Here is a 22092-nt window from a genome sequence, read left to right as displayed (position 1 = left end):
TCAGGCCGAGCCCACCCACTCGTCGGTTCCATCGGCGAAGAACTGGTGCTTCCACACCGGTAGCCGCGCCTTGATGGTGTCCACCAACAGCGCGCAGGTGTCGAATGCCTCCCGGCGGTGGTCGGCGGCGACCGCGGCCACCAGCGCCGCCTCGCCGATTTGCAGCACACCGATGCGATGGCTGGCCGCGATGGCCCGCACACCGTGCGACTGCTCGGCGACTTCGGCCAGCACCTCGGCCATGACCCGTTCGGCCGACGGGTGCGCGGAGTACTCCAGCCGCAGTACCGGCCGCTGGCCGTCGTGATCGCGGATCATTCCGACGAACCCGACGATCGCGCCGGCGGCCTGGTGGCCGACCAGCTCCTCGTGTTCGGCCAACACGATCGGCTGCTCGGTCAGCGCGGCGCGCAGAACTCGAGGGGTCATCGGCGGTGATCACCGCCGGCCAGCTGGTCCAGCGCATGGTCGAGCACGTCACCGAGCACCGCCAGCCCGTCGCGCACCCCGCCCGTGGAGCCCGGCAGGTTGACGATCAAGGTCCGGCCGGCCACCCCGCACACGCCGCGGGACAGCACCGAGGTCGGCACCTTCGGCAGCCCCGAGCGGCGGATCGCGTCGGCCAGTCCGGGGATCTCGTAGTCGAGCACCGCCGCCGTCTGCGCCGGGGTGTCGTCGCTGGGTGAGATGCCCGTGCCACCGGACGTGATGATCAGGTCGACGCCGTCGCCGACCGCATCGCGCAACGCCGCACCAACCGGGTCGCCGTCGGGGACCACCAGCGGCTGCACGGACGAAAACCCGCGTTGCTCAAGCCATTCGGCGATGATCGGGCCGGACTTATCCTCGTACACACCGGCTGCCGCACGACTGGAAGCGATGATGACCCGTGCCGACCGCTCGGCCATCAGCGCACCCAGGTTCCGGTTTTGCCACCGTCTTTGCGCAGTACCCGCACATCGTCGATGCGCGCGGCCGGATCCACTGCCTTGACCATGTCGTAGAGGGTCAGGCCCGCCACGCTCACGGCGGTCAGCGCCTCCATCTCCACCCCGGTCCGGTCGGTGCTGCGCACCGTCGCGGTGATCTCGACACCGGACTTTTTCACGGTGAAGTCGACCTCGACGCTGGTCAATGCCAGCTGGTGGCAGAGCGGGATGAGGTCGCTGGTGCGTTTGGCGGCGAGGATGCCCGCTACTCGCGCGGTGGCCAGCGCGTCACCCTTGGGCAAACCGCCGGCCGAGATCAGCGACACCACCTTCGCGGAGGTGTGGAACGTGCCGGCCGCCACGGCGGTGCGCTTGGTGGCTGTCTTTTCGGTGACGTCGACCATGTGCGCCGCGCCGCCCTCGTCGATGTGCGAGAGCGGACCGGAAGATGGCGCGCCGGACATCGGGCGCCTACCGGTTGACGACCGTGACCGGGTGGACGTAGGGCAAGTCGTCGGGCGGCAGCGGGAAGACCAAGTCGCCGAACGGCGACAGCGCACCGACGCGATCGGCCGCCAGTTCGCTCACCGCGTGATCGTCGGGGTCGGTTGTCGGCCACCCGTGGTCGACGTACTTGGTCTTTCGAGCCTTTTTCTCAACCTGCTTGTCAGCCTGCTTGTCAGCGTTGTCAGCCACGTCACCCATTCTGACAGGTCGCGAGCGAACTCGGGCCGTCGGGCAGCTGCTTTACGCTGGTCAGCAATGACCGAACACACCCCGAGCATCCCGCTGGGGCCCTGGCTGGCCGACTTACCCGACGAGCGGCTGATCCGCCTGCTGGAACTGCGACCCGACCTCGCCCAGCCGTCGCCGGGCAGCATCACCGCCCTGGCGGCGCGGGCCCAGGCCCGCCAGTCGATCCGGGCGGCCACCGACGAGCTGGACTTCCTGCGGCTGGCGATCATCGACGCGCTGCTGGTGCTGCATGCCGATGCCGCCCCGGTGCCGATCGCCAAACTGCTCGCGCTGATCGGCGATCGGGCGCCCGAAGCCGACGTGATGGCCGCGGTCGACGACCTCATGCAGCGAGCCCTGGTGTGGGGTGACACCGAGGTGCGAGTCGCACCCGACGCCGCCGCCGGGCTGCCGTGGCACCCCGGCCAAGCGATCCTGGAAGACGAATCACCCACCGGCGAGCAGATCGCCGCGCTGCTCGACGAACTCGACGACGCCGAGCTGGCCGTGCTGGACAAGTTGGTCGACGGGTCACCGATGGGGCGCACCCGCGACGCCGCGCCGGGCGCGCCGCCGGATCGCCCGGTGCCGCGGCTGCTGGCCAAAGGCCTGTTGCGCCGCATCGACGCCGACACGGTGATCCTGCCCCGCCAGGTCGGACAGGTGTTGCGCGGGGAAAATCCCGGCCCGTCGACGCTGACCGCACCCGACCCGGTGCTGACCACCACCACAGGCGCCGATGCCGATGCGGCGGCCGCGGGTGCGGCCATCGACCTGCTCCGCGAAGTCGACGTGCTGCTCGAAACCCTCAGCGCCACACCGGTTCCCGAGTTGCGCAGCGGCGGGCTGGGAGTGCGCGAAGTCAAACGGCTGGCCAAGGTCACCGCAATCGACGAGGCCCGCCTGGGCCTGATCCTCGAGCTGGCTGCCGCCGCCGGCCTGATCGCGGCGGGCCTTCCCGACCCAGCGCCCGACGACGGCGACGGCCCCTATTGGGCCCCGACGGTGGCCGCGGACCGATTCGCTGAGGCATCCACCGCCGGCCGGTGGCATCTGCTGGCCAGCACCTGGCTGGACCTGCCGGCCCGACCGGCGTTGATCGGAACGCGCGGTCCGGACGCGAAACCATATGGTGCCCTGTCGAACTCGGTGTACTCGACGGCGGCGCCGCTGGATCGCAGGCTGGTACTGGGCATGCTGGCCGAGCTGCCGGCCGGCAGCGGGGTGGACGCGGCGTCGGCATCGGCCGCACTGGTGTGGCGGCGACCGCGGTGGGCCAAACGACTGCAGCCCAAGCCCGTCGAAGATCTGCTGAACGAGGCGCATGTGTTGGGCCTGATCGGGCGCGGCGCGATCAGCACACCCGGGCGAGCGCTGTTAGCCGAGGATAAGGATGAGGCCGCCGTCGTGGCCGCCATGGAACGCAGCCTGCCTACGCCGGTCGACCATTTCCTGGTCCAGGCCGATCTGACCGTGGTGGTGCCGGGCCCGTTGGAACGCCCGTTGGCCGAAGAACTGGCCGCGGTCGCCACGGTGGAATCAGCGGGCGCGGCAATGGTGTACCGGGTCACCGAAGCCTCCATCCGGCACGCCCTGGACATCGGCAAAACCGCCGACAGCTTGCATTCGCTGTTTGCCAAACATTCCAAAACCCCGGTGCCGCAATCGCTTACCTATCTAATCGACGACGTGGCCCGTCGGCACGGACAGCTGCGGATCGGCATGGCGACCTCGTTTGTGCGGTGCGAGGACCCGACTCTGCTCGCGCAGGCGGTGAGCGCGCCCGCGGTCGAAGAGCTCGGGTTACGGGTGCTGGCGCCGACGGTGGCGATATCGCAGGCACCGATCGCCGAAGTGCTGTCGGCGTTGCGCGACGCCGGCTTCGCACCCGCCGCCGAGGACTCCACCGGCAGCGTCGTCGACATCCGGTCGCGGGGCGCCCGCGTACCTACACCGCCGCAACGCCGCAAGCATCGCCCGCTGCCGCGGCCCAGCGGCGAATCCCTGCGTGCGGTAGTTGCGGTGCTGCGCAAGGTGAGCGCCGGGCCGCTGGCCAACACGCGGATCGATCCCGCGGTCGCGATGTCGTTGCTGCAGCGCGCCGCCCGCCAAGACGAGACCGTGGTGATCGGATACGTCGACGCCGCCGGGGTGTCCACCCAGCGGATCGTGATGCCGGTCGCAGTGGTCGGCGGCCAACTCGTGGCGTTCGACTCCACCTCCGGGCAGGCCCGGGAGTTCGCCATCCACCGCATCACATCAGTCGTGTCACACGAGTCCGGATAATGGGGCGCTATGACTGACGGGCCGTTGATCGTGCAGTCCGACAAGACGGTGCTGCTCGAGGTTGACCACGAGCTGGCCGGCGCCGCGCGCGCAGCGATCGCGCCGTTCGCCGAGCTGGAACGCGCACCCGAGCATGTGCACACCTACCGGATCACGCCGCTGGCCCTGTGGAACGCCCGCGCCGCCGGCCACGACGCCGAGCAGGTAGTCGACGCGCTGGTGAGCTACTCCCGCTACGCGGTCCCGCAGCCGCTGCTGGTCGACATCGTCGACACCATGGCCCGCTACGGCCGGCTGCAGTTGGTCAAGAATCCCGCACACGGCTTGACCCTGGTCAGCCTGGACCGGGCGGTGCTCGAAGAAGTGCTGCGACACAAGAAGATCGCGCCGATGCTCGGCGCCCGGATCGACGACGACACCGTGGTCGTGCACCCCAGCGAGCGCGGCCGGGTCAAGCAGATGCTGCTCAAAATCGGCTGGCCGGCCGAGGATCTGGCCGGATACGTGGACGGCGAGGCGCACCCGATCAGCCTGCGCCAAAACGGTTGGCATCTGCGCGACTACCAGCGAATGGCCACCGAGTCGTTCTGGTCGGGCGGCTCCGGGGTGGTGGTGCTGCCGTGCGGTGCGGGCAAGACGCTGGTCGGTGCGGCTGCGATGGCGAAAGCCAGTGCGACGACGCTGATTTTGGTCACCAACACCGTCGCGGGCCGGCAGTGGAAACGCGAACTGATCGCCCGCACGTCGCTGACCGAACAGGAGATCGGCGAATATTCCGGCGAGCGTAAGGAGATCCGGCCGGTCACCATCGCCACTTATCAGGTGATCACCCGCCGCACCAAGGGCGAGTACCGCCACCTGGAGCTGTTCGACAGCCGCGACTGGGGCTTGATCATCTACGACGAGGTGCACCTGCTGCCGGCGCCGGTGTTCCGGATGACCGCCGACCTGCAGTCGCGGCGGCGGTTGGGCCTGACCGCCACCCTGATCCGTGAGGACGGCCGCGAAGGCGACGTGTTCAGCCTGATCGGGCCCAAACGCTATGACGCACCCTGGAAAGACATTGAGGCGCAAGGCTGGATCGCTCCGGCAGAATGCGTCGAGGTGCGGGTCACGCTCACCGACAGCGAGCGGATGACCTACGCCACCGCCGAACCCGACGAGCGCTACCGGGTGTGCTCGACGGCGCACTCGAAAATCGCGGTGGTCCGCTCGATCCTGAGCCGACACCCCGGTGAGCAGACCTTGGTGATCGGCGCCTACCTCGACCAGCTCGAGGAGCTGGGCGATGTGCTCGACGCTCCGGTCATCCAAGGATCCACCAAGACCAGCGAACGCGAGGACCTGTTCGACGCATTCCGCCGCGGCGAGATCAGCACGCTGGTGGTGTCCAAAGTCGCCAACTTCTCCATCGATCTGCCGGAAGCCGCGGTGGCGGTTCAGGTTTCGGGCACATTCGGATCACGCCAGGAGGAGGCGCAACGGCTGGGGCGGCTGTTGCGGCCCAAGACCGGCGGCGGCGGCGCCATCTTCTACTCGGTGGTCGCCCGCGACAGCCAGGACGCCGAGTACGCCGCGCACCGACAGCGCTTCCTCGCCGAACAGGGCTACGGCTACGTGATCCGCGACGCGGACGACCTTTTGGGTCCGGCCATCTAGCGCGGGCCGCTAGGTCGTCAGGATGCTCGCGGCCGCGGTACCGGGCGCGCCGTATACCTGAGCGAAGCCCACCCGCGGTGTGCCGCGTACTTGCCGCTCGCCTGCTTCGCCGCGCAGCTGACGCACCAGCTCGTGCACCTGCCGCAGCCCTGAGGCCCCGATCGGCTCCCCGTTGGCGATCAAACCGCCGTCGGTGTTGACCGGCATCCGGCCGGTGATCTCGGTGGCGCCCTCGGCCAGCAGCTTCTCCTGCTCGCCGTCGGCGCAGAACCCCGCTTCGGCCATATGGATCACTTCGGCGCCGGCGTCGGTGTCCTGCAGCTGAATGACGTCGACCTCCTCCGGCGCAACCCCGGCCACCTCGAACGCAGCCCGCGACGCGTAGACGGTTGGGGATACGTCCTCCTCGATCGGCGCACAGGTGGCATGTACCTCATACGCGCCGTAGCGACGGGTCCGAATCTCGGTCGCGCGCAAATAGACCGGTTTGGACGTGTAGCGGTGTGCGATGTCGGCGCGGCACATGATCACCGCGGCGGCGCCTTCGTCGGGTGCACAGAACATGTATTGGGTCAGCGGATAATTCAGCACCGCCGAGTTGAGGATCTCCTCCTCCGACAACGGCTTACGCCGGAACGCGTTGGGGTTGAGCTCACCGTTGCGGTAGTTCTTGGCGGCCACTTTGGCCAGCGTCTGGGCCGAGATTCCGTGGTCGTGCGAGTAGCGGTTGGCCTTCATCCCGAAGAACTTCGTGGTGAGGAACTGCCCGTTCTCGGCGTACCAGGCCGGCAGCGCCAACTTCGCGGGGTCGTCGGTGAAAGCACCGCGCGGGTGTTTGTCCATGCCTACGGCGATGCCGATGTCGTATTTGCCCAACCGGATCGTGTCCGCGCAGACCTGTGTGGCAGTGGCCGCCGTCGCGCAGGCATTGAACACATCGGTGAACGGAATCCCGGTCAGGCCCACCAATCTGGTCACCGCATCCGGGTTGGACACCTCATGGCTTCCGCCCACCCCGAACTGGATGTCCTTCCAGTCCAGGCAGGCGTCGGACAATGCTGCCTGGATGGCGTCGGCGCCCATTTCCATCGCGGACTTGCCCTCGAAACGACCGAACGGGTGCAAACCCACGCCGATGATGGCCACATCATTCATGTTTGACTCCAATCACACCGGCGCGAAGGCGAACGTCAGGACTTCGTTGCCCTCGTCGTCGGTGGTAAACGGCACCATGGTCAGTTCGACTTCCATGCCGAACTGCAGTTTTTCCGGATCACTTTCGGTGAGCCGTCCCTCGACGCGAATCACCGCGTCTTCACCCAGGCCGAGTTGGACCAGGCCGACGCCGAACGGAACGAACGCCTGGCCCGTCGGGCCGGCGTAGGGCGGCCCCGGCGGAAAGCCCTGCGTCGTCCAGGCCACCAACGTTCCGCGGCGAGGCAGCAGCAACTCGGACATGTTGGCGCCGCTGCACCGCGGACAATGCTGTTGCACGGGGAAGGTAGTGGCATCGCAGTCGCCGCACTGACTACCGATCAGCTGCGGATTGTCGTCCGGCCAGGTGGAAATCTCGGGCGCCAGTGCCTTCTGCATAACCGAACCGTACAACAGCGTTCGGCAGAAACGGAAACCCCATTCTCCTAGCCCAACGCCGGGATCACCTCGCGTTCGAACAGTTCGATACCGGAGCGGTCATAGGCGGCCTCCGGGAAATAGCAGATGACGTACTCGCAACCCAGATCGCGCAGCCGCGCCAGCCGCTCGGTGACCTGCTCGGTCGTGCCGACCGCCGACTCCGGCCCGGTGGTGCCCGCGATCGTCGCATCCGCCGCCGACTCGGGCACGAGGCGCGCCAGGCGGTCCCGAACCCGTTGCACCCGGTCGTTGACCTCGGGGCCGGATGTGGCGACGACGGCATTGACGTTGACAGAACGAACGATGCGGCCGAAATCGGTGCCCATGTCACGGCAGTGCCGGGCCAGGACATCAGACTTGTGGGCGAACGCTTCCGGGTCCGGCGTGAAATTGGTGTATTGGGCGTACTTGGCTGCGATCCGCAGCGTCACCTTCTCTCCCCCGCCGGCGATCCACAATGGAATACCGCCGTCCTGCAACGGTTTCGGCGCCACAATCGCGCCGTCAACCTGATAGTGCTCACCGGTGAAACTGACCTTGCCGTCACGCCAGGCGTCGCGCATGATCTGCACGCCCTCATCGAGGCGCCCGAGCCGCACCTTCACCGACGGAAAGCCGTAACCGTAGGCGCGCCATTCATGTTCGTACCAGCCACCACCGATACCCATCTGGATGCGGCCGCCGGAGATGATGTCCGCGGTGGCCGCCGCCTTGGCAAGGTAAGCCGGATTGCGATAACTCATCGCAGTGCACATCTGGCCGAGCTTGATTCGCGACGTCGTCGCCGCGTAGGCAGACATCAACGACCACGCCTCGTGGGTGGCCTCCCCGGTGGGCATCGGAACGGTGTGGAAGTGGTCGTAGACCCACAACGAATCCCACACTCCGGCATCGGCATATCCGGCCAGGTCACGCATCACCGCCCAGTGCTTGGCGGGTTCGATTCCGACGAGGTCCAGTCGCCAGCCTTGTGGAATGAAAAGTCCGAAGCGCATAGGGTGCGACTCTAATCAGATACCCAAGGCGGCGAGGGCACCTTCGACCGACGCGGCACGCAACTCATCACGCGGCACATCGCGAAATTGCAGACAGCAGTCCTGCAGACCGCCGAATGCGATGACCGCCCGAGTGGCTTGAGTCAGCGTCGGCTTGGGACCGAACACCAATTTGCCCAGCCGGGCGCGCCAAGCGAGCACCTTCTCGACCAGCCCGAGGTCTTCGAGTATGGCGAATTCGGCGAGCACGACGACGAGGTCCTGCCGGCGGTGATAGTGGAAATCGAAATAGCCCTCCAGCAACTGCCTGACGTCGACTTTGCGTTTCGCCTCCTGCTCGGCGACGAACTGCTCGCCGTCGTCGATCAGCGGCTGCACGATGCTGCGCACCAACTCTTCGCGAGAGCTGAAGTGGTAGTACAACGCCGGTTTGGTGATGCCGAGCTTGTCGGCGATGTCCTGCAGGCTGGTGCGCTGCACACCCTGCTGCGCGAACAGCTCGCGCGCGACGTCTTGAATCCGTTCCCGGGTGTCGGAACGTGGCCTGCTCACCCCGGCAGTTTATCTGACTTAACGATAGGTAAGCTCGTCATGCTAGACTTACCTATCGTTAAGTAAGGAGCGCGGCATGCGGGTATTGATCTCAGGCGCGAGCATCGCCGGACCGGTCCTGGCGTATTGGCTGGCTCGCTACCGATTCGACGTCACCGTCGTCGAACGCGCACCCGCCTTGCGCAAGACCGGTGGGCACGCCGTCGACTTGTTCCGGCCGGCAATGGAAATCACGTCCCGGATGGGCGTGCTGCCCCGCGTGGAGGACCGGGCCACCGGGACGAACCGGTTGGCCATCTACCGCAAGGGCGCGGACCGGCCCATCCGGGTCGACCTGACCAAGGTCTACAGCGCCGCCTCCGACCGGCACGTGGAGATCATGCGCGACGACCTCAGTGAGATCTACTACGACGCCGGCCGCAACGATGTCGAGTACCTCTTCGGCGATTCGATCACCGCCATCTCCCCCGACGGGGACGTGACCTTCGAACACGCCGCACCCCGGACGTTCGATGTCGTGGTCGGCGCCGACGGGCTGCACTCCAATGTTCGGCAACTGGTCTTCGGTGACGACGCCGGTGTCACCAGCTACCTCGGGGGCCATCTTGCGGTGATGTCCATGCCGAAAACGGCGGCGCCCGAAGGTGAGATGGCCGGATACGGCGAGATCGGCCGCATCGCCGCGATCTACAGTGCACGACACCTGGACGACGCGCGCGCGGTGTTTTTGTTCCACAGCCCGCAACTGGAATATCACCACCGGGATGTGCCGTGCCAGAAGGACTTACTGCGGGATGCATTCGCGAAAATGAACCCACGGGTGCACGGCTGGCTCGAGCAACTCGACACCACCCCGGCGTTCTACTTCGACTCGATCACCCAGCTGCTGCTTGACAGGTGGTCACGTGGGCGGGTGACACTTGTCGGCGATGCCGGCTACTGCCCAGGCCCCGCGGTCGGCGGCAGCACCAGCCTCGCGGTGATCGGCGCTTACATCTTGGCTTCAGAACTGGCCCGCGCCGACGGCGATCACGTAGAAGCGTTTGCCGCCTACGAACATCAGATGCGCGAACCGGTGCGACGCAGCCGCGCCTTTGCGCGGCGCGCCGCAAAGACCGTCGTACCCGGGTCCCGGGCCGCGCTGTGGGCGGTGACTCGCGGTGCGCAACTGATCTCCGTGCTGCCCGCACCACTCACTCGCGCTCTCGCCAAGCTCAACACCAACGGCGTGCGCATGCACGACTCGATACCCGTGCCCGATTACGACGCCGGCGTTTGGCAGCATTGACGCATGGATCTTTCCGGGGTCGGAATCTGGAGTAGTCAGCTTCGCTACGGTGACTCGGCCGAATCTGCCGAAGCCGCAGCCGAATTGGAAGAACTCGGTTTTACCGCATTGTGGATCCCCGATGTCGGGGGGAAGCCGGTGCTGGATCGGGTGGACCGGCTGCTGGCGGCAACCAAGCGGACCACGATCGCGACCGGGATCCTGAATCTGTGGATGCACTCGGCAGCCGAGGTCGCGGCCTCCTATGCGGCGCTGACCGCCGCTCATGGCGAGCGCTTCCTGCTCGGAATCGGGGTCAGTCACGCACCGTTGATCGACGCCGCCGAACCGGGCCGATACCGAAAACCGCTGGCAACGACGGCATCGTTTCTCGACGGCCTCGATGCCGCAGAACAACCGGTGCCCGCCGAGAATCGAGTGCTGGCCGCGCTGGGGCCCAAGATGCTGGCCTTGGCGGCCAGTCGCACCCGGGGAGCTCACCCCTACCTGACCACTCCTGACCACACCGCCACTGCCCGCGAGGCGTTAGGCGAAGGCCCGTTGCTGCTGCCGGAGCAGACGGTGATCCTGTGCGAGAGCGCCGACGAGGCCCGCGCCATAGGAACCGATTGGCTGCGCTCATATTTGGCCCTGCCCAATTACGCCAATAACCTGCTGCGCATCGGATTCTCCCCCGACGATCTGACACAAGTCAGCAACCGTCTTTTCGACGCGATCATCGCGTGGGGAGACGAACAGACCGTCATGCGCAGAGTCAACGAACACCATGCGGCCGGCGCCGATCATGTGTGCGTGCAGGTGCTGCTCGCCGATCCGAAGACATTTCCCCGCCAGCAGTGGCGTCGGCTCGCCGCGGTTCACAACCGCGTCTAACGTGAGGTCATGGCTTCTCGACATCGGTTGTTTCGGGTCTTCTACCGGCTGGGATTCACACCGTGGGACGGCCACCCGCAGTCGCCGGTGCTGCGTGAGCTCGTCGAGGGAAGCGACCCGCTGCCACCTGGCTCGGCCCTTGATCTCGGGTGCGGCACCGGAGACGCGTCGATCTACCTGGCTCAACACGGATGGCAGGTCACCGGAGTGGATTTCGTGCCGAAGGCGCTCGAGAAGGCCCGCGCGAAGGCCGACTCCGCCGGCGTAACGGTCGATTTCGTCCAGGCGGACGTCACGCATTTGCGCCAGTACGGGATCACCCCGGGTTTCGGGCTGATCGTGGACAACGGCTGCTTCCATGGCATGAGCGATCACGATCGCGATCTGTACGTGCAGGAGGTCAGCGCGGTCGCCGCCCCGGAAGCACGGCTGTTCATGGTCGCGTTCAAACCCGCTGGCCGTTTGGGACCAGCCGGCGTTGAACAAGCGGAGATCGAGCGCCGATTCAGCGCAGACTGGACGCTGCTGTCGGCCACGGACGAACCGCGGTGGACAGCGCAGAACAAGTTCGCCGCACGGTTCGTGGCCCGCAGCTACGTTTTACAGCGACGCCGGTAGTACCCAGCGCTACGAGGTGAGCGAATCCGGCGGCAGGAACCGGTCGCCGTACTTGGCGGCCAGTTCACGGGCGCGGGCGATGAAAGCCTGCTTACCCGTGCCGTGTGCACCCTGGTAGCCGACGATGAACTGCGCGGTGCCGCCGGTCCACGGTGGGAACCCGATGCCCATGATCGATCCGATGTTGGCGTCGGCCGTCGACGTAATCACACCCTCGTCGAGACATTTCTGCGTCTCCAGCGACTCGGCGAACAACATCCGGTCGATCATGTCCTGCAGCGGCAGCTGCGACGAGCCCGACTTGAACGTCTCTCGCAGGCCCGGCCACAGACCAACACGCTTGCCGTCGGCGTACTCGTAGAACCCGGCGCCCTTCAGCCGGCCGGGCCGACCGAGCTCGAGCATCTTCTCGACGACGGCTTCGGCCGGGTGCGGCTGGTAGGTGCCGCCGGCGTCTTCGACACCCTTGCGGGTGGCGACCGCGATCTTGTGCATCAGCTCCAGGTTGAGCTCGTCGGAGAGCTGCAGCGGCGGTGCGGGGTAACCGGCCTGCGAGCCGGCCTGCTCGATGCTGGCCGGCTCCACGCCTTCACCGAGCATCGCGATCGCCTCGTTGATGAACGTGCCGATCACCCGGCTGGTGTAGAAGCCGCGGCTGTCGTTGACCACGATCGGGGTCTTGCCGATGGCCTGGGTGTAGTCGAACACCCGAGCCAGCGCCTCGTCAGATGTCTTCTCGCCCTTGATGATCTCGACCAGCGGCATCTTGTCGACCGGTGAGAAGAAGTGGATCCCGATGAAATCCTCCTGGCGCTTGACACCGGTCGCCAGACCGGTGATCGGCAGCGTCGAGGTGTTGGATCCCAGGATCGCGTTGGGCTCGACGATGTCTTCGATTTCGGCGAAGACCTTGTGTTTGAGATCCTGGTTCTCGAAGACGGCCTCGATGACGAAGTCGACGCCCTTGCGGTCGGCGGCCTCACCGGTCGGGGTGATGCGGTCCAGCAACGCCTTGGATTTCTGCTCGGTGGTGCGGCCCTTCTCCAGCGCCTTGGCTTCCAGCTTCTCGGAGTAGCTTTTGCCCTTCTGGGCGGCTTCCAGGCTGACGTCTTTGAGCACGACGTCGAAGCCGGCTTTGGCCGACACGTAGGCGATGCCGGCGCCCATCATGCCGGCACCAAGCACACCGATCTTCTTGATCGGTGTCTGCTCGATGCCGTCGGGCCGTGAACCACCGGAGTTGATGTGCTGCAAGTCGAAGAAGAACGCCTGGATCATGTTCTTGGCGACCTGACCGGTGACCAGTTGCGCGAAGTAGCGGCTTTCGATGCGGCTGGCGGTGTCGAAGTCGACCTGCGCACCCTCCACCGCGGCGGCCAGGATGGCCCGCGGCGCGGGCATCGGTGCGCCCTTGAGCTGCTTGCGCAGGTTCGACGGGAACGACGGCAGGATGGCCGCCAAGCTCGGCGACGACGGAGTGCCGCCGGGCATCTTGTAGCCCTTTTGGTCCCACGGCTGCACGTGCTTGTCGGGGTTGGCCTTGATCCACGCCTTCGCCGCGGGCACCAACTCCTCGACCGTGGGCAGCACCTCGTCGATCAGGCCGATCTGTTTGGCCTTGGCCGGCTTGAACCGGGTGCCCTGCGAAAGCACTGTGACGAACGCGTTTTGGATGCCGAGCATCCGCACGGTGCGGGTGACCCCGCCGCCTCCGGGCAGCAGGCCCAGCGTCACCTCCGGCACGCCGATCTGGCTGCCCTTCACGTCGGCGGCGATCCGGTGGTGACAGGCCAGCGCGATCTCCAGGCCGCCGCCGAGCGCCGCCCCGTTGATCGCGGCGACCACCGGCTTGCCGAACGTCTCCAGGGTGCGCAGATGCTTTTTGATCCGCTCGACCGTGTCGAAAGCCTGCCCGGCGTCTTCCGGCCCCAGCTTGATCATGCTGTTGAGGTCACCGCCGGCGAAGAAGGTCTTCTTGGCGCTGGTGATCACCACTCCGGTGATCGAATCCTTCTCGGCGACAAGGCGTTCGACGGCCTTTCCCATCGACTCGATGTACGCCTCGTTCATTACGTTGGCCGACCCGGACGGGTCGTCCAGCGTCAGCGTGACGATGCCGTCGGCGTCTTTGTCCCACTTGATGGTGTTCTCTGCCATGCTTCCCTCAGACTCGCTCGATGATGGTGGCGACACCCATGCCGCCGCCGATGCACAGGGTGACCAACGCGCGCCGCGCATTACGGCGCTCCAGCTCGTCGACCATGGTGCCGAGGATCATTGCGCCGGTGGCACCCAGCGGGTGACCCATCGCGATCGCGCCGCCGTTGACGTTGAGCTTCTCGTCGGGAATGTTCAAGTCCTTCTGGAACTTCAGCACCACCGACGCGAACGCCTCGTTGAGCTCGAACAGGTCGATGTCGTCGACGGTCAGTCCCGCCCGGTCGAGCACCTTGCGGGTGGCCGGGGTTGGGCCGGTCAGCATGATCGTCGGCTCGGCGCCGCTGGTGGCGGTCGCCACGATGCGGGCGCGCGGCGTCAAACCCTGCGATTCGCCGGCCTTCTCACTGCCCACCAGCACCAGCGCGGCCCCGTCGACGATCCCGGAGCTGTTGCCGCCGGTGTGCACGTGGTTGATCTTCTCCACCCAGTGGTACTTCTGCAGCGCCACGTCGTCGAATCCGCCCAGCGCGGCGATACCTTCGAAGGCGGGCTTGAGCTGGGCCAGGCCCTCCATCGTGGTGTCGGGCCGCATGTGCTCGTCGTGGTCGAGGATCAGCAGGCCGTTTTGGTCGCGGACCGGCACCACCGACTTGGCGAAGTAGCCGCCCGACCACGCCGCCGCGGCTCTCTGCTGGCTGCGCAGCGCGTAGGCGTCGACGTCCTCACGCGAGAAGCCCTCGATGGTGGCGATGAGGTCGGCGCCGATGCCCTGCGGCACGAAGCCGAGGTCGTAGTTGGTAACCGGGTCCAGCGCCATCGCGCCGCCGTCGGAGCCCATCGGCACCCGGCTCATCGACTCCACGCCGCCGGCCAGCACCAGGTCGTCCCACCCCGAGCGCACCTTCTGCGCGGCGGTGTTGACCGCCTCCAGGCCGGACGCGCAGAACCGGTTGAGCTGTACACCGCCGGTGGTGTCGGGCAGGCCCGCGGCCAGCACCGCGGCCCGGGCGATGTCGCCGCCCTGGTCGCCGACCGGCGACACCACGCCCAAGATGACGTCGCTGATCAGGTGCTCATCGAGGTCGGGGAAGCGGTTGCGCAGTTCGTCGATCAGGCCGACGACCAGGTTGAGCGGCTTGACCTCGTGCAGCGACCCGTTGCGCTGCTTGCCCCGCGGCGTGCGGATGGCCTCGTAAACGAAGGCTTCTTCGGACATGGCAGATTCCTCTATCGATCGGATAGGTATGCCGCCACCCTAACAGCAGGCCGATCAACCTGTTGGTTGGGAGGCTGCACCCGCGCTGGGCGCTTTAGGCTCGATCAACATGACGGTGTCGCGGCTGCGCCCCTACGCCACCACGGTCTTCGCCGAGATGTCGGCGCTGGCCGCACGGATCGGTGCGGTGAACCTCGGGCAGGGCTTTCCCGACGAGGACGGGCCGCCGACAATGCTGCAGGCCGCGCAGGACGCGATCGGCGAGGGCATGAACCAATACCCGCCGGGCATCGGCATCGCACCGCTGCGGCATGCCATCGCCGCGCATCGCAAGCGCCATTACGGCATCGACTACGACCCGGACACCGAGGTGCTGGTGACGGTCGGGGCCACCGAGGCGATCGCGGCGGCGGTGCTCGGCCTGGTCGAACCGGGCTCGGAAGTGATCCTGATCCAGCCGTTCTACGACTCCTACTCGCCGGTGGTGGCGATGGCCGGCGCCCAGCGTGTCGTGGTGCCGCTGGTGCCCGACGGCCGCGGCTTCGCCCTCGACGCCGACGCTCTGCGCCGGGCGGTGACGCCGAACACCAAGGCGCTGATCGTCAACTCGCCGCACAATCCGACCGGCATGGTGCTGCGCGAGGACGAACTCGAGGCCGTCGCCGAGATCGCCGTGACGGCAGACCTGCTGGCCATCACCGACGAGGTCTACGAGCACCTGGTCTTCGACCAGCACCGGCACCTCCCGCTGGCAGCCTTCGACGGCATGGCCGAACGCACGATCACCATCTCCAGTGCGGCGAAGATGTTCAACTGCACCGGATGGAAGATCGGATGGGCTTGTGGCCCAAGCGATCTCATCGCCGGGTTGCGGGCGGCCAAGCAGTACTTGAGTTATGTCGGCGGTGCGCCGCTGCAGCCGGCGGTGGCGCGGGCATTGGACACCGAGGAGGCCTGGGTGGCCGCGCTGCGCACCTCGCTGCAGCACCGTCGCGACCGGCTCGCCGCCGGATTGACCGACATCGGCTTCGAGGTGCACGACAGTGCGGGCACCTACTTTCTGTGCGCCGATCCGCGTCCGCTGGGCTATGACGACAGCACCGCATTCTGCGCGGCGCTGCCCGAGCGCGTGGGGGTAGCCGCTATCCCGATGTCGGCCTTTTGCGATCCGGCTGCCGGTGAACTGTGGAATCACCTGGTGCGGTTCACTTTTGCCAAGCGCGACGACACCCTCGACGAGGCCATTAGGCGGTTGGCGGTGTTGCGTGACGCCCCCGCGGGGCATCGATGACGAATCCTCGAGGCGCCGCGAGAGCCACCGATTAGGCGCCGGGCCGATCGGGACCAACCACACCCATCACCCGGTTTCGCAGCCCGACGGTTGCCGCATGCAAGATCTTCCTGCGTGCCCGGCTGATCAAGAACTCCGGCAGCGGCGCCCACGGTTCCAGGGTGATGTCGAAGCGCACCCGGGTCTTGTCGTCACCTTCACGGGTAAGCGTGTACTCGGCATGCTGGGCATGTTGCTGAACCGTCCTGTCGGCGTCCCACACCAGCCAGTTGGGTCCCCAGTGGTATTCGAGCACTTCCTTGTCGACGATCCCGACCACCTTGACCGTCACTCTCACATGGTGCGGACGCCCGTCGGGATAGGTGTCGATGACTTCGGCGTGCTTGTGCACCGAGGACCGGGACGGCACAGAGCGGATGTCGGCTAACGCGTCGAGAATCTTTTCCGGCGACGCGTCGATGACAATCTCTCGCGAAGCGCGTACGGCCATTGCTACCAAGCGTATAACCGGAACGCGATCGCAGCCGAGATTACCAATCGATTTCGTGCACCGATGTCGTGCTCGTCGGCGGGGCGCCAACCGGTCCGGCCGGGGTGCGCGAAAACCGCGGCGCCGGGGCGGCCTGCTCGACACCCGCGACGGTGATCACGGTGGCGCGCGCCGTCAGATGCGCGTCGTTGGCCGCTTCGCTCCAGCTGAGCACCGGTGTCACACAAGCATCGGTGCCTGCGAAAATCTCCGCCCACTCGTCGCGGGTCTTGCTGGCGAAGCGCCGCGCGAAAAGCTCACGCATCCGCGGGTACGACTCGAAATCAAGCTGACCCGGCACGTCGTCAGCCGAGAACCCCAGGCCGCTGCACAATTCGGCGAAAAACTGTGGCTCGATCGCGCCGACCGCAACGTATTTGCCGTCGGCGGTCTCGTAGCAGCGGTAGAACGGCGCACCGCCGTCGAGCAGAAAGGACTCGCGTTCGTCGCGCAGCGCGCCGGTCGACTTCATCGTCCACATCATCTGCGCCAGCACGCTGACGCCGTCGACCATCGCGGCGTCGACGACCTGGCCCTTGCCGGAGCGCTCCCGTTCGTAGAGCGCGGCGACGATGCCCAACAGCACCAGCATCGACCCGCCGCCGAAGTCGGCGACCAGGTTCAGCGGCGGCATCGGCGGGCGGTCGCGGTAGCCCAGCGAATAGAGCGCCCCGGTCTGCGACAAGTAGTTGATGTCATGGCCGGCCGTGCTGGCGCGCGGTCCATCCTGACCCCATCCGGTGATCCGGGCGAAGATGAGCCGCGGGTTGACCGCCGCGCAATCGTCCGGGCCGATGCCGAGTCGCTCGCAGGTTCCGGGCCGAAAGCAGTCCAGCAGCACATCGGCCTTGGCGGCCAACGCCAGCAGCTGCTGCGGCTGCGTCTTGACATCGAGGTCCACGATCCGCTTGCCCCGGTGCAGCAGGTCGCGATCCTCGGCCGGCATCGCGAGGCCGCCGGGGCGGCGCACCCGTACCACATCGGCACCCAGATCGGCGAGCACCATGCCCGCGTGCGGTCCCGGCCCGATACCGCCGAGTTCGATCACCCGCACACCGGCCAGTGGTCCCGTCACTTACGGCCCTTCTTCACGTCCAGCACCCGCTTGCGCAGTCCTTCGGTCGAGGTGTCCATCACCCCTTTGACGGTGCGCTTGAGCAGAAAGCCCGGCAGCGGCACGACGGGATCGATGCTGATGTCGAACTTGACCCGGGTCGCCTCGCCCTCGGGCGTCAACGTGTACGTGGCGTCTTGGGCACGCTGCTGGCCGGCGCTGACCAACGTCCAGCTGACGGTGTTCTCGCCCCACGTGTAGGCCACCACCTGCTCGTCGGTGATCCCGGCGGCTTTGACTTTCATCTTCGCCACCGCTGGTCGACCATCGTCACCGCGCTCCACAACCTCGGAGCTCTGGTGCGCCGAGGACCACTCGGTCAGCGACTCGAGATCGGCGATGACGTCCAAGATCTCCTCCGGGGTTGCCTCGATGACTATTTCGCGCGATTCCTTGATTGCCATGGCACCGCACGATAGCGATGCCCCGCCACGCCGGAGGCGTTTTCACCCGCCCGGCGTACCGTCGGACGGGTGAGTGCTGCTTATACCGTCGGTGACTATCTGCTCGACCGGCTGGCCGAGCTGGGCGTGACGCATGTCTTCGGTGTTCCGGGCGACTACAACCTGGAATTCCTCGATCACATCGTCGCCCATCGGAACATCCGCTGGGTCGGGAACGCGAACGAACTCAACGCCGGATACGCCGCTGACGGCTACGGCCGACTGCGCGGAATGTCGGCCGTAGTCACAACATTCGGCGTCGGAGAGCTCTCGCTGGCCAATGCGATCGCCGGCAGTTACGCCGAACATGTACCGGTGGTCCATATCGTCGGCGGCCCATCGAAAGACGCGCAGGGCACTCGTCGGGCCTTGCATCATTCGCTCGGTGACGGGGATTTCGAGCATTTTTTCCGGATGAGTAGGGAAATCACTTGTGCTCAGGCAAATCTCATGCCGGCAACGGCCACCCGGGAAATTGATCGGGTGCTCAGCGAAGTGCGGGAACAGAAACGGCCCGGCTACCTATTGCTGCCGACTGATGTCGCGCGCTTCGAAGTCGAGCCGCCCGCCGCACCGCTGCCGCGCTACACCGGTGGCACCAGCCCGCGCGCGCTGGCGGCATTCACCGAGGCGGCAACGGAACTCATCGGCGATCATCAGCTGACGGTGCTTGCCGATCTTTTGGTTCATCGTCTGCAGGCAGTGGACAAGCTCGAGGCGCTGCTGGCTGCCGACGTGGTGCCGCACGCCACGCTGATGTGGGGCAAGAGCCTCGTCGACGAGAGTTCACCCAGCTTCCTGGGGATCTACGCCGGCGCGGCCAGTGACGAGTCGGTTCGTCGCGCGATCGAAGAAGCACCGGTGCTGGTCACCGCCGGAGTGGTGTTCACCGACATGGTCAGCGGTTTCTTCAGCCAGCGCATCAACCCGGCCACCACCATCGACATCGGCGCACAGCAAAGCACCGTTGCCGATCAGGTATTCGCGCCGTTGGAGATGGAGGCAGCGCTGGAAGCGCTGACGTCCATTCTCACCCGCCGGAAGGTGACGTCGCCGCCGGTCGCGTCGGCATGCGGCGACACGCCCACCGCGGAACCCGCCCGCGAAGCACCGCTGAGCCAGAAAGCGTTATGGGACAGGCTTTGTCAGGCGCTCACACCGGGTAACGTGGTGCTGGCCGATCAAGGCACGTCGTTCTACGGTATGGCGCGCCATCGACTTCCGCGCGGTGTGACCTTCATCGGCCAGCCACTGTGGGGGTCGATCGGCTACACCCTACCCGCCACGCTGGGTGCAGGTCTGGCTCATCCCGACCGCAGACCGGTCCTGTTGATCGGCGATGGTGCGGCCCAACTGACCATCCAGGAGTTGGGTGTCATTGCCCGCGAAGGGCTTTCACCGGTCATCGTGGTTGTCAACAACGATGGTTACACCGTCGAGCGCGCAATCCACGGAGAGGCGGCTCCCTACAACGACATTGTGCGCTGGAATTGGTCGCAAATCCCCGGCGCGCTCGGTGTCACCGGCCACCTGACCTACCGCGCGGAAACCTACGGGGAACTCGACGATGCTTTCGTTGCCGCCGCCGAGCATCCGGACCGAATGGTGATCGTCGAAGCCGTCGTGCCGCGGTCCGACATTCCGGACCTGCTCACCGAATTGGTCAAGCCCACGTCACCCGACGGCAAACCGCGTCGTTAGCCCTCAGTCCTCGATGCGCATCATGTCGGCGAATCGGCCCAGAAAAATCGGTGGATAGGCACCAAATCCGCGCTGCGTCATCCACTGGGCGGCCGGGTGTGGGTTCACGATCCAGCGCTGCGCCTGGTCTTCGTCGTCGAACTGCTGCAGGATCATCACTTCCTGCCCGTCGTCGAAAGCCTGGAAAAGCCACGTTTTTCGGATGCCGGCGGCGGTGAACCCGCCGAGCGCCGAACGAACCTGGGCGCTCAACATCGTCACGTCGTCGACCGACGCGATGGCGGCAACGACCACGCCCGGCGCCCTCGGGCCGGACGATGCATGCGCTGCGAAGCGATCGACGATCTCCCCCGCGAAGACGGCCGGGATGTCTTCGACGCCCACCGCGTCGAACCAGTCGAAGAAAACGCGCGAACGCAGCAGCTCGACGATCGGTTCGCGGCTGCGCACCCCGATCATCACCAACACCCGTCCGTGGTCCTGCGTCGACTTGTAGACCAGGACGTGGTGCGCCCCGATGTCTGCCAGTGCTGATTTGCGACGCTGCAGCAGCGGCCAGACCCGGTCCGGATCAGGGACCCGGTAGTCCGATGCGATCACCATCGACTGCAGGGGTTCTGCGACGCTCACCGAAGTTGGTCCTTCATCACCTTGCCGGTGGCGTTCAGCGGCAACTCGTCGAGAAACTCGACGAATCGCGGCGCCTTAAACCCGGCCATCCGTTGCCGGCACCACTGGATGAGATCATCCCCGGACACCGGAGTTTTGGCTACCACAAACGCCTTACCCACCTGGCCGAGTCGCTCATCGGGCACGCCGATGACGGCGGCCTGCGCGACTGCCGGGTGCTCCAGCAGAAATCCCTCGATTTCAGCCGGATAGGCGTTGAACCCGCCGACGATGAACATGTCTTTCTTGCGGCCGACCACGCGAAGGCGCCCAGCCTGGTCGAAGTTTCCCAGATCGCCGGTGTGCAACCACCCGTCGGCGTCGATCGCCTCTGCGGTGGCGGCCGGCTCGCCCAAGTAGCCTTGCATGACGCCGTAGCCGCGGACCAGCACCTCGCCGTCGTCGGCGATCCGCACCTCGACTCCCTCGCAGGGCAGGCCCGCGGTGGTGGCCACATCTTCGAAGGAGTCCCCGGGACGGGACAAGGTGACGTTGCCGGCCTCGGTGAGCCCGTACCCGGTCATCAGCGTCTGAAAGGGCAGTTCGCCGTGGATGCGTCGGACCAGTTCCACCGGAATGTCGGCGGCGCCGGTCACCCCGGCCCGCAGCGTCGACAGCTTGTCCTTGTCGCGCACCGTCAGCAATGAGTGGTACAGCGTGGGCGGGCCGGGCAGCATCGTGATCCGTTCGCGGGCAATGAGGTCAACCACCGCGTCGAGGTCGAACACCGCCACCGGCAGCATCGTCGCGCCACGCAGAAACGACGCGATGAGGCCCGCCTTCAAACCGAATGTGTGGAAGTACGGGTTGATCATCAAATACCGGTCGCCCTCGCGCAGGTCGGCGAGGGTGGCCCACTCTTCGTACATCCGCAGCGTCTGTTGGTGATTCATCATCGCGCCCTTCGGGCGCCCGGTTGTGCCCGAGGTGAAGATGACGTCGGCGATGTCTGTTCCGCTCACCGGCCGCTCGAACGGCGAACCGCCGGAAAGGAAGTCGGATTCGAGGTCGATGACCGGTATCCCTGCAGGGCCGGGGTAGTCCCGGTCCAGAAATCCCTTCAGCACCATAACGGCCTTGGCCTGGCTGCGCACGATGATGTCGTGCGCTTCTTGGGTCTTGAATCGGGTGTTGACCGGAACCAGCACGCCGCCCGCCGTGAGCAGCCCGAACGCCGCGATGATCCATTCGGCGCAGTTCGGCGCCCAGATGGCGATCCGATCGCCTTTACCCACCCCGAGATCAGCGAAAGCGCCTGCGGCACAGCGGATTCGATCGACTACTTCGGAATAGGTGAGCCGCAGCGGACCGTCGACGATCGCTTCGGCGTCGCCGAATCGGTCCGCCGCGCTCAAGACCATCTCGGGGATGGTCTGCCACCGCTCGGATGCGCTAGATG

22 protein-coding genes are annotated in these 22092 nt (G+C 66.4%); 7 read left to right on the top strand and 15 right to left on the bottom strand.

Translation table 11 applies throughout. The features are described 5' to 3' along the window. Genes MSP7336_RS10030 through MSP7336_RS10015 form a run of 4 tightly spaced genes read right to left on the bottom strand, consistent with a single transcriptional unit; the run spans position 1 to position 1634 of the window. Positions 1-429 carry a molybdenum cofactor biosynthesis protein MoaE gene (locus MSP7336_RS10030; protein WP_069396737.1) on the bottom strand — a complete coding sequence of 143 codons (429 nt, stop codon included), beginning with the start codon at positions 427-429 and terminating at the stop codon, positions 1-3. Further along, on the bottom strand, positions 426-908 hold the full coding sequence (locus MSP7336_RS10025) for a MogA/MoaB family molybdenum cofactor biosynthesis protein (RefSeq protein ID WP_069396736.1): 483 nt from the start codon (positions 906-908) through the stop codon (positions 426-428). Before MSP7336_RS10025 ends, MSP7336_RS10030 begins: the two co-directional genes overlap by 4 nt. Continuing rightward, entirely contained in the window at positions 908-1393 is a 486-nt protein-coding gene (moaC, locus tag MSP7336_RS10020; RefSeq protein WP_069396735.1) for a cyclic pyranopterin monophosphate synthase MoaC, read from the bottom strand. The genes MSP7336_RS10025 and moaC overlap by 1 nt, the downstream gene beginning before the upstream one ends. A gap of 7 nt (positions 1394-1400) precedes the next feature. After that, the gene (locus MSP7336_RS10015; protein WP_069396734.1) at positions 1401-1634 is read right to left on the bottom strand and encodes a hypothetical protein; all 234 of its coding nucleotides are present in this window, start codon (positions 1632-1634) and stop codon (positions 1401-1403) included. 57 nt (positions 1635-1691) lie between these two features. On the opposite strand from MSP7336_RS10015, the gene MSP7336_RS10010 reads away from it, so the two are divergent. Both MSP7336_RS10010 and MSP7336_RS10005 read left to right on the top strand, forming a co-directional pair. Continuing rightward, positions 1692-3950: a helicase-associated domain-containing protein gene (locus tag MSP7336_RS10010; RefSeq protein WP_069396733.1), complete on the top strand. Its 2259-nt coding sequence runs from the start codon at positions 1692-1694 to the stop codon at positions 3948-3950. 9 nt (positions 3951-3959) lie between these two features. After that, positions 3960-5609: a DNA repair helicase XPB gene (locus MSP7336_RS10005; protein ID WP_069396732.1), complete on the top strand. Its 1650-nt coding sequence runs from the start codon at positions 3960-3962 to the stop codon at positions 5607-5609. A 9-nt stretch (positions 5610-5618) separates the two neighbouring features. On the opposite strand, the gene MSP7336_RS10000 is transcribed toward MSP7336_RS10005, so the two are convergent. The 4 genes from MSP7336_RS10000 to MSP7336_RS09985 are packed head-to-tail and all read right to left on the bottom strand — an operon-like array spanning position 5619 to position 8791. Beyond that, positions 5619-6764 carry a thiolase family protein gene (locus MSP7336_RS10000; protein WP_113963622.1) on the bottom strand — a complete coding sequence of 382 codons (1146 nt, stop codon included), beginning with the start codon at positions 6762-6764 and terminating at the stop codon, positions 5619-5621. A 12-nt stretch (positions 6765-6776) separates the two neighbouring features. After that, positions 6777-7202, bottom strand: coding sequence for a Zn-ribbon domain-containing OB-fold protein (locus tag MSP7336_RS09995; RefSeq protein WP_069396730.1), 426 nt, complete (start codon positions 7200-7202; stop codon positions 6777-6779). Positions 7203-7249: 47 nt separating this feature from the next. After that, entirely contained in the window at positions 7250-8239 is a 990-nt protein-coding gene (locus tag MSP7336_RS09990; protein ID WP_113963621.1) for an LLM class F420-dependent oxidoreductase, read from the bottom strand. A 15-nt stretch (positions 8240-8254) separates the two neighbouring features. Continuing rightward, positions 8255-8791: a TetR/AcrR family transcriptional regulator gene (locus MSP7336_RS09985; RefSeq protein WP_069396728.1), complete on the bottom strand. Its 537-nt coding sequence runs from the start codon at positions 8789-8791 to the stop codon at positions 8255-8257. A gap of 76 nt (positions 8792-8867) precedes the next feature. Here MSP7336_RS09985 and MSP7336_RS09980 point away from each other — a divergent pair, with 76 nt between their 5' ends. The 3 genes from MSP7336_RS09980 to MSP7336_RS09970 are packed head-to-tail and all read left to right on the top strand — an operon-like array spanning position 8868 to position 11570. Further along, on the top strand, positions 8868-10079 hold the full coding sequence (locus MSP7336_RS09980) for an FAD-dependent monooxygenase (RefSeq protein ID WP_113963620.1): 1212 nt from the start codon (positions 8868-8870) through the stop codon (positions 10077-10079). A gap of 3 nt (positions 10080-10082) precedes the next feature. Next, positions 10083-10952, top strand: a complete 870-nt coding sequence (locus tag MSP7336_RS09975) for an LLM class F420-dependent oxidoreductase (protein ID WP_069396726.1) — start codon at positions 10083-10085, stop codon at positions 10950-10952. Positions 10953-10961: 9 nt separating this feature from the next. Next, positions 10962-11570, top strand: coding sequence for a class I SAM-dependent methyltransferase (locus MSP7336_RS09970; RefSeq protein WP_113963619.1), 609 nt, complete (start codon positions 10962-10964; stop codon positions 11568-11570). A 9-nt stretch (positions 11571-11579) separates the two neighbouring features. On the opposite strand, the gene MSP7336_RS09965 is transcribed toward MSP7336_RS09970, so the two are convergent. Together MSP7336_RS09965 and MSP7336_RS09960 are read right to left on the bottom strand one after the other, a co-directional pair. Continuing rightward, positions 11580-13727: a 3-hydroxyacyl-CoA dehydrogenase NAD-binding domain-containing protein gene (locus MSP7336_RS09965; protein WP_113963618.1), complete on the bottom strand. Its 2148-nt coding sequence runs from the start codon at positions 13725-13727 to the stop codon at positions 11580-11582. A 7-nt stretch (positions 13728-13734) separates the two neighbouring features. Further along, positions 13735-14946, bottom strand: coding sequence for an acetyl-CoA C-acetyltransferase (locus tag MSP7336_RS09960; protein WP_069396723.1), 1212 nt, complete (start codon positions 14944-14946; stop codon positions 13735-13737). A gap of 109 nt (positions 14947-15055) precedes the next feature. On the opposite strand from MSP7336_RS09960, the gene MSP7336_RS09955 reads away from it, so the two are divergent. Then, positions 15056-16237 carry a pyridoxal phosphate-dependent aminotransferase gene (locus MSP7336_RS09955; RefSeq protein WP_069396722.1) on the top strand — a complete coding sequence of 394 codons (1182 nt, stop codon included), beginning with the start codon at positions 15056-15058 and terminating at the stop codon, positions 16235-16237. Between the two features lie 31 nt (positions 16238-16268). Here the strand turns inward: MSP7336_RS09955 and MSP7336_RS09950 are convergent, their stop codons facing one another. Genes MSP7336_RS09950 through MSP7336_RS09940 form a run of 3 tightly spaced genes read right to left on the bottom strand, consistent with a single transcriptional unit; the run spans position 16269 to position 18284 of the window. Then, complete coding sequence (locus tag MSP7336_RS09950; protein WP_113963617.1) at positions 16269-16727, bottom strand: SRPBCC family protein; 459 nt, start codon at positions 16725-16727, stop codon at positions 16269-16271. A gap of 40 nt (positions 16728-16767) precedes the next feature. Then, positions 16768-17841, bottom strand: coding sequence for a CaiB/BaiF CoA transferase family protein (locus MSP7336_RS09945; RefSeq protein ID WP_113963616.1), 1074 nt, complete (start codon positions 17839-17841; stop codon positions 16768-16770). After that, complete coding sequence (locus tag MSP7336_RS09940; RefSeq protein WP_069396720.1) at positions 17838-18284, bottom strand: SRPBCC family protein; 447 nt, start codon at positions 18282-18284, stop codon at positions 17838-17840. The genes MSP7336_RS09945 and MSP7336_RS09940 overlap by 4 nt, the downstream gene beginning before the upstream one ends. Positions 18285-18353: 69 nt before the next feature. On the opposite strand from MSP7336_RS09940, the gene MSP7336_RS09935 reads away from it, so the two are divergent. Then, positions 18354-20024 carry an alpha-keto acid decarboxylase family protein gene (locus tag MSP7336_RS09935; protein ID WP_069396719.1) on the top strand — a complete coding sequence of 557 codons (1671 nt, stop codon included), beginning with the start codon at positions 18354-18356 and terminating at the stop codon, positions 20022-20024. A 3-nt stretch (positions 20025-20027) separates the two neighbouring features. Here the strand turns inward: MSP7336_RS09935 and MSP7336_RS09930 are convergent, their stop codons facing one another. After that, positions 20028-20627, bottom strand: a complete 600-nt coding sequence (locus tag MSP7336_RS09930; protein ID WP_113964852.1) for a fatty-acid--CoA ligase — start codon at positions 20625-20627, stop codon at positions 20028-20030. A 23-nt stretch (positions 20628-20650) separates the two neighbouring features. Next, complete coding sequence (locus tag MSP7336_RS09925) at positions 20651-22054, bottom strand: FadD3 family acyl-CoA ligase (RefSeq protein ID WP_069396777.1); 1404 nt, start codon at positions 22052-22054, stop codon at positions 20651-20653. Positions 22055-22092 lie beyond the last annotated feature (38 nt).

The organism is Mycobacterium shimoidei (genome assembly GCF_900417275.1).
Classification (GTDB): Bacteria; Actinomycetota; Actinomycetes; order Mycobacteriales; family Mycobacteriaceae; genus Mycobacterium; species Mycobacterium shimoidei.
This window is presented reverse-complemented; position numbering and strand designations above follow the sequence as displayed.